Below are 14,143 nucleotides of genomic sequence, written 5' to 3'. Positions count from 1 at the left end.
AGCTATTTCCTGACGGATGAGATTCCAGCGCAGCAGGCCGAAGAATTGTGAGCCTGGTAGCCGGCCGAGCCTTAACGGCGCCAGAACATCGGGCTGAATAACACCAGCAGGGTGAAGACCTCAAGCCGACCCAGCAGCATGGCAAAACACAAAATCCATTTTGCCGTATTGCTGATATCACCGTAATGGGCAGCCACATCACCGAGGCCCGGGCCGAGGTTGTTGATACAGGCACCCACGGCAAAAAAAGCGGTGATAACATCGAGGCCGGTGGCGATCAGCGCCAGGAACATGATCAGGTAAGCCAGCACATAGACGGAAAAGAAGCCCCACACCGCATCCACCACCCGCTCGGGAACACTGGTGGTGCCGACTTTGATGGGGAATACCGCGTTGGGGTGGATGAGTCGGTGAATTTCCCGAACCCCCTGTTTGAAGATCAGCAATACCCGAATGACCTTGGTGCCGCCGCCGGTAGAGCCGGCGCAGCCGCCCATAAAGGAAAAATACAGCAACATAAACGGCAGGATATTCGGCCAGATACTGAAGTTGGTAGTGGCAAAGCCGGTAGTGGTTAATACTGATACCAGCTGGAATATGCCGTGGCTGAAGCTGTCGCGCAAATTGAATATTTTATAGTAGTAGAGTAAACCAACGGTGAGAACGGAGCCCAGTATGATCGCTGCGATATACATGCGCCATTCGGGGTCACGCAAATAGTGACTGAGTCGCTTGTCCTGCCAGGCGTAAAAATGCAGGGCAAAGTTGATGCCCGAAATCATCATAAACACCACGGCAATCGCCATGATAAGCTCGCTTTGGAAAAAGCCGATACTGGCATCGTGGGTGGAAAAACCACCGATGGCCACCGTCGCGTAGGAGTGACAGATGGCGTCAAACAGGGTCATGCCTGCGCCCCAATAGGCCAGGGCACAGGCGATGGTCAAACTCAAATAGATAGTAAAAAGTGCCTTGGCGGTCTCGGTGATACGGGGGGTCAGCTTGCTGTCCTTGACGGGACCTGGTGTCTCTGCGCGATAAAGCTGCATGCCCCCAATGCCCAACATCGGCAGAATGGCGACGGCGATGACGATGATACCGATGCCGCCGAGCCACTGCAGTTGCTGGCGGTAGTAGAGTATGGATTTGGGCAGATCGTCCAGCCCGGTGACAACTGTGGCGCCGGTGGTGGTCAGCCCGGACAGGGATTCAAATACCGCGTCTGTTATGGATAACTGCAGGCCATTGGTAAAGATAAAGGGCAGGCAACCGAACAGGCCCAGTACCGACCAGAACAGGGCGGTAACCAAAAAGCCATCGCGGTTGCGCAGATCCTGGCTGCCTTTCTCGGCGCCTAACCAAACCAGCAAACCGGTGGTGAAGGTAATGGCGAAGGCCAGCCAGAATGCCACCTGGTTTTTGTCTTCAAACCAGATGGACACCAGTACGGGCGGCAGCAGCGTCAGGCTGAATAACATCAGCAACACGCCCAGGATACGACCTATAACGCTATAATGCATGGCTAGAAAAAGGTAAATCCGACCTGGAACAATTGCTCAATATCCTTGGTGTGCTTTTTCTGCACCAGAAAGACAATGACGTGATCACCGGACTCGACCACAATATCATCGTGAGCAATTAATACCTGGCTGCCTTTTTCAGACTCGCGGACGATGGCTCCAATGGTTGCCCCGGCCGGCAGGTCAATATCTTCGATGGCCTTGCCCACTACTTTGGATGTGCGTTCATCGCCATGGGCGATAACTTCAATGGCCTCGGCCGCACCGCGGCGCAGGGAGTGCACATTGACAATATCGCCGCGGCGCACATAAGTGAGCATGCTGCCAATGGTGGTCTGCTGCGGTGAAATAGCAATATCGATAGCTCCTCCCTGGACCAGGTCGACATAAGCGGGATTGCTGATCAGGGTCATGACTTTTTTGGCCTTCAGGCGCTTGGCCAGCATGGACGACATGATATTGGCTTCGTCATCATTGGTCAGCGCCAGAAAGATGTCGGTATCCTCGATGTTTTCTTCCAGCAGCAACTCCTGGTCAGAACCACTGCCCTGCAACACAATGGCCTGGCGCAACCGCTCCGACAGATACTTGCAGCGCTCCTTGTTGAACTCGATCACCCGCACACTGTAGCGAGACTCAAGGTTTCTCGCCAACCGAAAGCCGATGTTACCACCACCGGCAATGGTGATGCGCTTGTACTGGTTTTCCACCCGTCGTAATTCGTTCATTACCGCGCGAATATCCGATTTGGCGGCGATAAAAAATACTTCATCGTCGGCCTCGATAACGGTGGATCCCTCGGGAGTGATGGCGCGATCCCGTCGATAGATTGCGGCCACCCGGGTATCCACAGAGGGCATGTGCTCGCGCAAGTAACTCAATTCCTTGCCCACCAGCGGACCGCCATAGTAGGCCCTGACAGCCACCAATTGCACCAGTCCGTCGGCGAAATCCAGTACCTGCAGGGCGCCGGGGTGCTCAATCAGGCGAAAGATATAATCCGATACCAGGCGCTCGGGGCTGATCAGGACATCGATGGGTATGGCTTCAGCGCGGAATAACTCCGGCTTGCTGAGGTAGGCGTTGGAGCGAATGCGGGCAATTTTCGTCGGTGTGCGAAACAGGCTGTAGGCCACCTGGCAGGCTACCATATTCAGTTCATCGTCACTGGTTACGGCAATCAGTAAATCGGCATCCTCGATGCCGGCCTGGATCAGGACGTTCGGGTGTGCCGCCTCACCGGTGACGATGCCGATATCGATGCGGTCAACCAACTCTCGCAGGCGCACCTCATCCCGGTCGACGATGGTAATGTCGTTGGCTTCATTGGCCAGGTTTTGTGCCAGTGAGCTGCCCACCTGGCCAGCCCCCAAAATGATGATTTTCATGGTCCTATGACCCTATTGATCGGCTGACCAACGTCGATCGTGTTAGTGCACGAGTTAATCTGCTTTTATCAGGCAGGCGTAATAAAAACCGTCGTTACCCTGCGCGCTGGGCAATAATTGCCGGCCGCAAGTTTGCGCCAATCCCCAATCGACCTGCAGGGGCTGGTGGCGGGCAGTGGCGCACTGCGACAGGAATTGCTCTACGACCGCGGTATTTTCTGTCGGCAGGATTGAGCAGGTTGCATAGATCAGCCTGCCGCCGGGGCGCAGAGTCAACCACAGGGCGTGTAATAAAGCCAGTTGCAATTCGGCAAGCTTAGCAATATCTGTGGCCTTGCGCAGTACCTTGATGTCCGGGTGGCGGCGGATAACGCCGGTAGCTGAACAGGGCGCGTCCAGCAAAATGCGATCAAATGGCTGTTGGTCCCACCACTGCTCTACTTGCAGGGCGTCAGCACAGAGCAGTTGCAGCGGTGCCAGCGGCTGTTCGGGCTGGCGCAACCGCTGCAGGTTTTCTTCCACTTTCAACAGCCGCCGGGGTTCCAGTTCCAGTGCCACCAGCTCGGTCAAGGTGGGCTGTAACTGTCGCGCCAACTCAAGAATGTGACCGGTTTTGCCGCCCGGGGCGCAACAGGCATCCAGCACCCGCTGCCCCGGTTGCAGTTGCAGCAGGTCGGCCGCCAACTGTGCTGCTTCATCCTGCACACTGACTCGACCCTGCGCAAACCCGGGCACCTGATCCACTGCCACAGGTTGCTCCAGGGTGATACCGTAAGGGCTATAGGGGCAGGGGTGGCCGGTCATACCGGCACTGTCCAATTGCTGCAGGTATTGCTGGCGGCTGACCTGGCCAAGATCGAGGCGCAGGGTAAAAGGGGGGTGACTGTTGTTGGCGTTATAAATCTGCTCCGCCTGCTCGGGCCAATGGGCGTCGATGCGCTTGCGCAACCAGTTGGGGTGAGCGGTGAGAAAGGCCGGGCTGCTGGCCAGGTTGTGGTGCAGTGCGACCTGTTGCCGTTGATAGTTACGCAATACCGCGTTGACCAGTTTTTCCGCCCAGGGTTTCTTCAGGGCTTTGCAGGCCTTGACGGTGGTGTCGATAGCGGCGTGGTCGGGAATGCGCAAATAGAGAAGTTGATAGAGTCCCAGCAGCAGCAGGCTGTGGATATCGAGGTCTTTCGTCTTTAACGGTTTGTCCAGTAGTCGTCCCAGCAGCGCCTGCAGTTTGGGCTGCCAGCGCAGGGTACCAAAACAGAGTTCCTGCAGCAGCGCTTGCTCGTTTTCGGCAACCTGTTGTTGGGCGGGTGCCATAAGACTGGCGAGGGAGGCTTGCTGGCGCAACACCGAGCTGATGGTCAGGGCCGCTTGTGCCCGCACAGGCAAGAGTGGTGTGTTCATGGCTTAGAGCACGCTGCCCACTTGGAAGCGCTGCCCGTGACCATTGAGAATCTCCGCCACCGGCAGTATTTTCTTGCCGGGAAATTGCAGTTGCAGCAGTCGCAGGCTGCCTTGGCCACAGGCAATATCAATACCCTCGGCGCTGGCCGCGAGGATGGTACCCGGCGCGGCACCACTGTCGCCGCTGGTGGTTACTCGCGCTTGCCACACCCTGACCGGTTGGTCGCCCAGCTGGAAATAGGCCACCGGGAACGGGTTAAAGGCGCGAATCATATTGTGCAATTGCCTGGCGGGCAGGTGCCAGTCGATGGCCGCTTCTTGCTTGCTAAGCTTGGCGGCGTAGCAGGCCTCGCTATCGTTCTGGGGGCGCGCCTGGATACTGCCCGCCTCGATTTGCTCCAGCGCCTGCAACAGTGCCGGGCTGCCCAGTTGTGCCAGTTTATCCTGCAAGCTGCCGCCGGTGTCCTCGGGGCTGATAGGGCACTCTGACAGGATCAGTATCGGGCCGGTATCCAGCCCCACATCCATTTGCATGATGGTGACACCGCTGCTGGTATCGCCGGCGGCAATGGCGCGCTGGATCGGCGCTGCGCCGCGCCAGCGGGGCAATATTGACGCGTGGACATTGACGCAGCCATGGCGTGGCGCCTCCAGCACCGCCTTGGGGAGGAGTAAGCCGTAGGCGACCACGACCATGACATCGGCCTGCAGTGCTGCCAATTGCTGTTGCGCCGCGATATCCTTGAGACTGGCCGGCTGGAACAGCGGCAACTGGTGCTGCTGGGCGAGGATCTTGACCGGGCTGGCGATCATTTTTTTGCCGCGCCCGGCACGTCGATCGGGTTGTGTGTAAACGCCTACTATCTGGTGATCGCTGTCAATCAAGGCTTGCAGGTGTTGGGCCGAAAATTCCGGGGTGCCGGCGAAGATAAGGCGCATGGGTATCCAGGTCAGTAGTCAGGGGGAGTGGCGAGCTCAGCGCCGCGTTAGCGCAACCGCTGTAACCGCGATCAGGCGTTTTGGCGCTGGGCCTTTTCCAGTTTTTTGCGGATCCGTTGCCGTTTAACCGGCGACAGGTAATCGACAAACAGTTTGCCCTTGAGGTGATCCAGCTCGTGTTGAATACAGATCGCCAGTAAGCCGTCCGGCTCCAGGGTAAAGGGTTGGCCATCCCGATCGAGTGCCTTGACGCTGATGTTGGCGGGGCGCTCGACCGTTTCATAAAAGCCGGGCACCGACAGGCAGCCTTCATCGTAGGGCAGGGTCGCCTCTTCCAGCACTGTAACCTCGGGGTTGATAAACACCAGCGGATCGGACTGGTCTTCGGAAATATCCATGACCACGATCTGCTTGTGCACGTTGACCTGGGTGGCGGCGAGGCCAATACCCGGAGCGGCGTACATGGTGGCAAACATATCATCGATCAGTTGGCGGATTTCTGCGTTAACCTCGGTTACGGGGCTGGCGACAGTGCGTAAACGGGGGTCTGGAAACTCCAATATTGTAAGTATCGACATAGGCCTTTGTGACAAACTTCTAGTAAATGTGGAACTTGCGCTGCTAACATTATGAATCATACCGCATTTATACGCGCAAATTGGTATATTTACGGCGGAAATCTCGCTCCCTTTCCGATTACCGGCTACTATTAAATTGGCATCGGGCTTCGTGTCCAGCGCTCGCTGGTTCAGCGGCGAGACTATCCGCACAGCGCAAATGGAGCCAGCACAGGGTCGTGGGCCATTATATAGCCACAACAGTCTTCGAGCCGAATAAACAGGATCGGTTTCTATGAAAAAATTATTGGTTGCTTGCCTACTCTTCGGTCTTGCCTTTGGCAGCGGCGCGGAGGATGTGCGGCTGCGAGGCTCTCATCCGGACAGCTATACGGTGGTTAAGGGCGATACGCTGTGGGATATTTCCGGGCGGTTTTTGGAAAACCCCTGGATGTGGCCGGAAATTTGGCATGTAAACCCCCAGATCGAAAACCCGCACCTGATTTACCCAGGTGATGTGGTGCGACTTATCTACCTCGACGGCAAACCCCGCCTGACGGTGGATCGTGGCAGTCGCAGCTTCAAGCTGTCTCCGGCAGTCAGGATCAAGGCCCTGGACCAGGCTATTCCGGCCATTCCGCTGGATGAAATTAACCACTTTCTCTCCCGCAGTCGGGTCGTGGCACCGGAGGAGCTGAGCGCCGCACCCTACGTGCTTACCGGTGCCGAGCAGCACCTGATTGTCGGTGCTGGGGATAGTCTCTACGCGCGCGGAGCCTTTATCGATGACGTCAACCTGTTCGGTATCTACCGCGCCGGACAAAAATTTATTGACCCGGAAACCGGCGAGCTGCTGGGACTGCAGGCGCTGGATATCGGCAGCGTCAGGAAGAAAGTCGAGCAGGCGGATATCGGTACCTTTGAAGTGACTCGCACCACTGAGGAAATTCGTATCAGTGATCGGCTGCTGCCCCATGAAGAGCGCACCATCGACCCGGTATTTTTGCCGTCCAAACCCGATAGCGATATTGAGGGCCAAATCATGGCGGTGGAAGGTGGCCTGACCCAGGTCGGTCCGATGAGTGTGGTGGCGGTCAACCGCGGCGATCGCGACGGCCTTGTGGTTGGCAATGTCATGGCCATATATAAGGATGGCGGTACGGTGCGCGACCGGATTGTCGGGGACCTGGTGAAGCTGCCGGATGAAAAGGCCGGCCTGCTGATGGTGTTCAGGACCTTTGAGAAAATGAGTTTTGCCCTGGTGCTGGAGGCATCACGTCCGCTGGCAGTGAAAGACCGGGTGAGCAACCCCTAGCCCGGCCTCAGGCTGACCTGCGCTGCTCCGGCAGCCGGGCAGGGCGGCGCGAGGCTTGCCAGTATGGATAACCCGTCGGGCCGTCCGTTGGGTGACCTGCAATTCGGCGGGTATGCATGGAGTGTACAATTCTAACGATCAAGGATGATTGCTATGGGTACAAAACCCCCTTCAAATAATTCCTCCAGTAATAGTGATGACTTACTAACTGAACCGTTGTTTATCGCTTTCCTGCTCTCTCTGCCCGAGCTCGGTGTAAGGCGCTACTGGCGTCTTTACCAGCGCTTGGGCGATTGGCAGCGACTGTTTCACTGGCCTTTGAGCCAGCTGCTGGACTTCCTGCCCAAAGAGGCCCAACCGGCGTTTGCGGATTTTTATCTGCATCGCTGGCAGAGCCGCTGCTGGTGTGATTTTGTGGCGCTCTGCCAGCCGCTGCTGGCTGACGGCGTGGTTCTGCTCTCCCATCTCGATAGCCGCTATCCGCCCCTGCTGGCGACCATTGCCGAGCCGCCACCACTGCTCTACGTCAGAGGCGATGTCGCCGCGTTGAGCGGGCCGCAACTGGCGTTTGTGGGCAGCCGCAACGCCAGCCGCTACGGCAAGGAGGCGGCGTTTGCTTTTGCCCGCTACCTGGCTGGCTTGGGATTGACGGTGACCAGTGGCCTGGCGGTGGGCATCGACGGCCAGTCCCATCGCGGGGCAGTGGCGGCCGGGGGCACTACGGTGGCGATCCTGGGGACCGGCATCGATCATATTTATCCCCATCGGCACCGGGCTTTGGCGGCCGAGATTGTCGCTGGCGGCGGGGCGCTGGTGAGCGAATTTCTGCCGGGCAGCCAACCTCACAGTGCCAATTTCCCGCGCCGCAATCGCATTATCAGCGGCCTCAGCCTCGGGGTGCTGGTGGTCGAAGCCGCCCTCAAGAGTGGCTCATTGATTACCGCCCGCCTGGCGCTGGAGCAGAACCGCGATGTGTTCGCCATACCCGGCTCGATCAACAGCCCCCTCAGTCGCGGCTGTCACGCGCTGATTCGCGATGGTGCCACCCTGGTGGAGACGGCAGAGGATATTGGGCGGGAGTTAAGCCACTGGTTGACGGGCTCGGACCAGGACCGCGCGATGCCGTCTTCGTCCTCCTCTGCAGCGCCGTCCGAACAGATTCCAGCCCCGGTGCAGAGCGCAGAAGAGCGGACCCTGTGGGCCTGTCTCTGTTACGAGCCGAGCAGCGTTGATCAGCTGGTGGCGCAGTCGCAGCTGGGCGCCGCCACAGTGCTGGCGCTGCTCTCCCACTGGCAATTACTGGGCCTGGTACAGGCGCAAAACGAGAGTTATTTGCGAGTTACCGGTTATTAGCTTCGGGCTATTAGAAATAGCGCCAGCTTCTGTGGTCAGGTCATTAATTCGCGTCGAGCAAGCGCTGGCAGTTGCCCCGGGGGGGTAGGGGCCCGGCTGGTGGCTTGTACTTTGGCCAGCCTTGGTATAACTTGCCGCGTTTCAGATAGCGGCAAGATTGAGTGTGAAAAATGGACTGGTCCCGTAATCCCAGAATCCAGAAAGCAGCAGAGCTGGTGGCCAGTGGTGCCATCATTGCCTATCCCACCGAGGCGGTTTGGGGCCTGGGCTGTTCACCTTTTGACGAGCAAGCGGTTTACAAGTTGCTGGCCATCAAACAGCGGGAAGTGGCCAAGGGCCTGATCCTGGTGGCCGCCTCCATGGAGCAGATCGCCGACTATATCAGGCCGCTGTCCAGCGCCCAGCAGCAATTGCTGGCTGCCAGCTGGCCTGGCCCGGTCACCTGGTTGATTCCCGATCTCGAACAGCGCCTGCCGAACTGGATCAAGGGTAAACACAGCAGCGTGGCCATGAGAGTCAGTGCCCACCCGGTAGTGGCCGGGCTCTGCCGCGCACTGGGCGGCCCAATCGTATCCACTTCTGCCAATCCCCAGGGCAAGACGCCGGCGCGCGAAGCGTGGCAGGTACGCCGTTATTTTGCCGATCAGGTGCAGGCAATTACCCCCGGTGTGGTGGGGCGGCGCAGCAAGCCGACGGAAATTCGCGACCTGGTCACTGGACACCTGGTGCGACCGGGCTAGAGCGGGAGACGGCCGGCCTGGCGTGCTACCGAACCTAACAGTCAACCTAATAACGCAGGAACAACAGACCATGGATCAGCCGGATAAAGAAGCCGTCAAACAATACTTGCTGGGACTGCAAGACAGTATTTGCCGTGGACTGACCGAGGAAGATGGCGGAACCGTTGAGTTTCTGGAAGATTCCTGGCAGCGCCCCGAGGGCGGCGGCGGGCGCTCGCGGGTGCTGGTCGACGGTGAGGTCATTGAGCAGGGTGGTGTCAATTTCTCCCATGTCCACGGCAGTCAAATGCCGGCCTCGGCCACGGCCCATCGGGCCGAGTTGTCCGGTCGCTCCTTTGAAGCCATGGGGGTCTCCCTGGTGATCCACCCGCGCAATCCCTACGTGCCTACCAGCCACGCCAATGTGCGCTTTTTTATCGCCGAAAAGGAAGGCGAGGCGCCGGTGTGGTGGTTTGGCGGCGGTTACGACTTGACCCCTTATTACGGCGATCGCGAAGACTGCCAGTACTGGCACCAGACTGCCAGGCAGGCCTGCGACCCCTTTGGTGATGATCTCTACCCACGCTTCAAGCGCTGGTGTGACGAATACTTCTATCTCAAGCACCGCAACGAAGCGCGGGGTGTTGGCGGCCTGTTCTTCGATGACTTCAACGAGCTGGGCTTTGAGCAAAGCTTTGCCTTTATGCGCGCTGTGGGCGACAGTTACCTGCAAGCCTATCGCCCGCTGATGGCGCGGCGCAAGGGGTTGCCGTTTGGTGAGCGAGAGCGCCAGTTCCAGCTCTATCGTCGCGGCCGCTACGTGGAGTTCAACCTGGTCTACGATCGCGGCACCCTGTTCGGACTGCAGACCGGTGGCCGCACTGAATCCATCCTCATGTCACTGCCACCGCTGGTGCGCTGGCAATACAACTGGCAGCCACAACCGGGCTCGGCTGAGGCGGAACTGTACGATGTGTTCCTGCCGCCGCGCGACTGGATTGCCGAGGGTGCAGCATGATGGATCGTTACGCTGTCTTTGGCTGCCCTATCGAGCATTCGAAATCGCCCCTGATTCACCGCCTGTTTGCCGAACAAACCGGCGAGCAACTGGTGTATGAGAAAGAGTTGGTGGCAGAGGGTGAATTCAACACCGCAGCGGACAGTTTTTTCGATGCCGGTGGCCGTGGCCTCAATATTACCGCGCCCCACAAGATAGCCGCACTGAAATACGCCGCCCGACTGACCGAACGAGCCCGGGTGGCGGGCGCGGTCAATACTCTGGCGCTCGATCACGGCGGGGTACTTGGTGATAACACCGACGGTGTCGGCCTGGTGACGGACATTATCAACATCCAGGGCTGGGATATTCGCGCCCAACGGCTGCTGATACTGGGTGCTGGCGGCGCTGTGCGAGGGGTCTTGCAGCCACTGCTGGCGCAAGCACCAGCACAGTTGGTGATTGCCAATCGCACGCCGGCCAAGGCCCTGCAGCTGGCGCGGGAGTTTCGGCTCTCGGGCGAGGCGCAGGCCTGTGGCTTCGAAGATCTGCAGGGTCAGCAATTCGATCTGGTGATCAACGCCACTGCGGCCAGCCTGGCGGGCGAATTGCCGCGTCTGCCGGATAACCTGCTGGCCGCTGATGCCGCCTGTTACGACATGACGTACGCCGCTGAACCAACGGTTTTCCTGCAGTGGGCCGCCGACCATGGTGCCAGTCACTGCGCCGACGGCCTCGGTATGCTGGTGGGCCAGGCGGCGGAGTCTTTCTATCTTTGGCGCGGCAAGCGACCCCGGGTTGAACCGGTACTAGAGGTCCTGCGCCAGGCGCTGTCCGCGAACTGAGGAATGCTTCAGGCCAGGCAACCCTGTTGCAGGTATTGATCTTTCAGCTTGACGTAATTGTTGGCGGAATAGCTGAAAAATTGCATTTCCGAATCCTTAAGTGGTCGTGCCTGCTTGCAGGGTGAACCCACGTACAGATAACCGCTGTGCAGGCGTTTGCCCGGCGGCACCAGGGTACCGGCGCCAATGACCACGTCGTCCTCGACCACCGCACCGTCCAGCACAATGGCACCGATACCCACCAGCACCCGGTTGCCTATGGTACAACCGTGCAAAGTGGCACTGTGACCGACAGTGACCTCATCGCCGATGGTAAGTGGCCAGCCATCCTTATTGAAAGGGCCGGCATGAGTTATGTGGAGCACAGTGTTGTCCTGGATGCTGGTGCGTTGGCCGATGCGAATGCGGTGCATATCGCCGCGGGCGGCGACGAACGGCCAAATGGAACTGTCCGCGCCAATTTCCACATCACCCACCAGGCGGGCGGATTCGGCCACAAACACGCGTTCGCCGAGTCGCGGCTGGTTGCCATTAAAAGTCGATAGATTGGTGGCCATAAGTTTGCTCCTGTTTTTACGGGTGTGGGGACTGCGACGCGCTTCGGCGACAGGGAAAATGCTGCTGTCGGAGTGACATATTGGGCAACAGTGAACCACAAAGCCTTGCCACGGTGTATTATATCCTGCTTCATTCAAAGAAATTAAAGGCCCCGATCCAATGACCAACCCCCTGTTAAGCGACAGCGAACTGCCTCCGTTTAAAGCCATCAAGGCCGAGCATGTGGTGCCGGCCATTAGTGAATTGATAGCGCAGTGCCGACAAAACCTGGCCACCGTTGTAGCGGCCAATCAGGGCGGGGGGGTGAGTTGGGACAGTCTGGTGCGGCCGCTGGAGGAGCAGGGCGACAAATTGAACAAGGCCTGGTCACCGGTGGGTCACTTGAACGCGGTTGTGAATAGTGAGGCCCTGCGCGAGGCGCACAGCCAGAGTTTGGCGCTATTAACTGCCTACGGTACTGAAGTGGGCCACCACAAGGGCTTGTACGAAGCCTATCTGGCGTTGGCCGAGAGCCCCCGGATGCAGCAATTGGACACGGCGCAGCAGACCGCGGTGGAACATGAAATCCGCGATTTCAAGTTGGCCGGGGTGGCATTGCCGGAGGCGCAGAAAAAGCGTTACGCGGATATCCAGCAGCGCCTGTCAGAGTTGAGCACGAAGTTTTCCAACCAGGTACTGGACGCGACCCAGGCCTGGTACAAGCGGGTGGAGAGCGAGGAGCAGTTGGCGGGTTTGCCGGAAAGTGCACTGCAGCAGGCCCGCCAGACGGCGCAAAAAAAAGGCGAATCCGGTTACGTATTTACCCTTGATCTGCCCTCCTACCTGGCGGTCATGACTCACGCTGCTGACCGCAATCTGCGCGAAGAGATGTACACTGCCTACTCAACCCGTGCCTCGGAAGTAGGGCCGAATGCCGGCCGCTGGGATAACGCCGAGTTGATTGACGAAATTCTCAGGCTGCGCCACGAAGCCGCAAATATGCTGGGTTTTGACAATTATGCCGAGCGCTCCCTGGCCACCAAAATGGCGAGCAGTTGCGATCAGGTGGAAGACTTTTTACTGCAACTGGCGCGCAGCAGTCGCCCGGCGGCGGAAGCCGAACTGAGCGAGTTGCAAGCATTTGCCCGGCAGCTGGATAACATCGAGGACTTGCAAGCCTGGGACCAGGCTTACTACAGCGAAAAGTTGAAGCAAAAGTCGTTCGCAGTATCCCAGGAGGAGCTGCGGCCCTATTTTCCTGCTGACAAAGTCATGGCGGGCTTGTTTGAAGTGGCCTCGCGCCTGTTTGACATCGAAATCGAAAGCGCCGAGGCGGAAGTCTGGCACGAGGATGTGCGTTTCTTTCATATTAAAAAGCAAGGGCAATTAATAGCCAGCTTTTACCTCGATATCTACGCCAGGGAAAACAAGCGCGGTGGCGCCTGGATGGACGAGTGCAGGAATCGACGCGCAACAGCCCAGGGCGTGCAATTACCGGTCGCCTATATGGTGTGCAATTTTACGCCGCCGGTAGCCGAGAAACCGTCGCTGTTGACCCATACCGAAGTAGTGACCCTGTTCCACGAATTTGGCCACGGTTTGCACCATATGCTGACCAATATCACCACGTCGGCGGTAAGTGGCATTCACGGTGTCGCCTGGGACGCGGTGGAATTGCCCAGCCAGTTCCTTGAAAACTGGTGCTGGGAAAAGGACGTCATTCCCATGATCTCCGGGCACTATGAAACGGGCGCGCCGCTGCCGGAAAAACTGTTGCACAACCTGTTGGCAGCAAAGAACTTTCAATCGGCCCTGCAGATGTTGCGGCAGGTTGAATTCGCGCTGTTCGATTTCCGCCTGCACAGAAATTATGACCCGAAAAACCCTCGGCCAGTGCAGGCGGTGTTGGACGCGGTGCGTCGCGAGGTGGCCGTCAACCAGCCACCGGCGTTTAACCGCTTTCAAAACAGCTTTACCCATATTTTTGCCGGCGGATACGCCGCTGGTTACTACAGCTATAAATGGGCGGAAGTACTCTCCAGTGATGCCTTTTCCCGCTTCGAGGAAGAGGGTATTTTTAATCCGGCCACCGGTACCAGTTTCCTGCAGGAAATCCTGCAGCAGGGAGGCTCCCGGGATGCCATGACCCTGTTTAAGAATTTCCGCGGTCGCGAGCCCAATACCGAAGCGCTGTTGCGTCACAGTGGTATCGTAGAATCACAGGACAGCACAAATTAATGCTGCCTGTGGCCATTTGTGCAAACGGCAGCGACAGGGTCTAGAGAGGTAATATGTATGACGTCCGATTTAAAAAAGCGATTTATTGCCGGCGCGGTTTGTCCGCGCTGTGCCGAGATGGACAAGATCGTGGTCTACCACCAGGAGGGCAAGGATTACCGCGAATGTGTGAGCTGTGGCTACAGCGATGTGATGCACTTTCCCGGCGCAGGGCGCGAACTGGAAACCCGGGTTAACAAAACCGAGGAGGAGAAGAAAGCGGAAGTGCAGGTCATTAAATTTCCCGCGTCAGGCAACGTCGCGGCAGACCCGAAAACGAAAAAGGAGTGACCTTCGG

The 14,143-nt window shown here is 58.2% G+C and carries 13 protein-coding genes; 7 read left to right on the top strand and 6 right to left on the bottom strand.

The window, feature by feature from the left end; all coding sequences use genetic code 11:
- Positions 1-71: 71 nt before the first annotated feature.
- The 5 genes from G8764_RS16020 to def form a co-directional block, all read right to left on the bottom strand.
- On the bottom strand, positions 72-1,520 hold the full coding sequence (locus G8764_RS16020) for a TrkH family potassium uptake protein (RefSeq protein WP_166165676.1): 1,449 nt from the start codon (positions 1,518-1,520) through the stop codon (positions 72-74).
- 2 nt (positions 1,521-1,522) lie between these two features.
- Positions 1,523-2,908 carry a Trk system potassium transporter TrkA gene (trkA, locus tag G8764_RS16015; RefSeq protein WP_166165675.1) on the bottom strand — a complete coding sequence of 462 codons (1,386 nt, stop codon included), beginning with the start codon at positions 2,906-2,908 and terminating at the stop codon, positions 1,523-1,525.
- Between the two features lie 54 nt (positions 2,909-2,962).
- The gene (rsmB, locus tag G8764_RS16010; RefSeq protein ID WP_166165674.1) at positions 2,963-4,306 is read right to left on the bottom strand and encodes a 16S rRNA (cytosine(967)-C(5))-methyltransferase RsmB; all 1,344 of its coding nucleotides are present in this window, start codon (positions 4,304-4,306) and stop codon (positions 2,963-2,965) included.
- 3 nt (positions 4,307-4,309) lie between these two features.
- Positions 4,310-5,245: a methionyl-tRNA formyltransferase gene (fmt, locus tag G8764_RS16005; RefSeq protein WP_166165673.1), complete on the bottom strand. Its 936-nt coding sequence runs from the start codon at positions 5,243-5,245 to the stop codon at positions 4,310-4,312.
- Between the two features lie 71 nt (positions 5,246-5,316).
- On the bottom strand, positions 5,317-5,823 hold the full coding sequence (gene def, locus G8764_RS16000; protein WP_166165672.1) for a peptide deformylase: 507 nt from the start codon (positions 5,821-5,823) through the stop codon (positions 5,317-5,319).
- Between the two features lie 274 nt (positions 5,824-6,097).
- On the opposite strand from def, the gene G8764_RS15995 reads away from it, so the two are divergent.
- The 5 genes from G8764_RS15995 (at position 6,098) to aroE (ending at position 11,031) form a co-directional block, all read left to right on the top strand.
- Positions 6,098-7,117, top strand: coding sequence for a LysM peptidoglycan-binding domain-containing protein (locus G8764_RS15995; protein WP_166165671.1), 1,020 nt, complete (start codon positions 6,098-6,100; stop codon positions 7,115-7,117).
- A 153-nt stretch (positions 7,118-7,270) separates the two neighbouring features.
- On the top strand, positions 7,271-8,470 hold the full coding sequence (gene dprA, locus G8764_RS15990) for a DNA-processing protein DprA (protein WP_166165670.1): 1,200 nt from the start codon (positions 7,271-7,273) through the stop codon (positions 8,468-8,470).
- A 170-nt stretch (positions 8,471-8,640) separates the two neighbouring features.
- Complete coding sequence (gene tsaC / locus G8764_RS15985; protein WP_166165669.1) at positions 8,641-9,210, top strand: L-threonylcarbamoyladenylate synthase type 1 TsaC; 570 nt, start codon at positions 8,641-8,643, stop codon at positions 9,208-9,210.
- Positions 9,211-9,280: 70 nt separating this feature from the next.
- Entirely contained in the window at positions 9,281-10,207 is a 927-nt protein-coding gene (hemF, locus tag G8764_RS15980; protein WP_166165668.1) for an oxygen-dependent coproporphyrinogen oxidase, read from the top strand.
- Complete coding sequence (gene aroE, locus G8764_RS15975; protein ID WP_166165667.1) at positions 10,204-11,031, top strand: shikimate dehydrogenase; 828 nt, start codon at positions 10,204-10,206, stop codon at positions 11,029-11,031. Before hemF ends, aroE begins: the two co-directional genes overlap by 4 nt.
- Before the next feature lie 8 nt (positions 11,032-11,039).
- Here the strand turns inward: aroE and G8764_RS15970 are convergent, their stop codons facing one another.
- Positions 11,040-11,588 (bottom strand): gamma carbonic anhydrase family protein, encoded by a 549-nt coding sequence (locus G8764_RS15970; protein WP_166165666.1) that lies wholly within the window; start codon positions 11,586-11,588, stop codon positions 11,040-11,042.
- Between the two features lie 160 nt (positions 11,589-11,748).
- Between G8764_RS15970 and prlC the strand changes: the two genes are divergently transcribed.
- Positions 11,749-13,806, top strand: coding sequence for an oligopeptidase A (gene prlC, locus G8764_RS15965; protein ID WP_166165665.1), 2,058 nt, complete (start codon positions 11,749-11,751; stop codon positions 13,804-13,806).
- A gap of 57 nt (positions 13,807-13,863) precedes the next feature.
- Positions 13,864-14,136, top strand: a complete 273-nt coding sequence (locus tag G8764_RS15960; RefSeq protein WP_166165664.1) for a YheV family putative zinc ribbon protein — start codon at positions 13,864-13,866, stop codon at positions 14,134-14,136.
- The last annotated feature ends 7 nt before the right edge of the window (positions 14,137-14,143 follow it).

Source organism: Pseudomaricurvus alcaniphilus (assembly GCF_011440395.1).
Lineage (GTDB): Bacteria > Pseudomonadota > Gammaproteobacteria > Pseudomonadales > Cellvibrionaceae > Pseudomaricurvus > Pseudomaricurvus alcaniphilus.
This window is presented reverse-complemented; position numbering and strand designations above follow the sequence as displayed.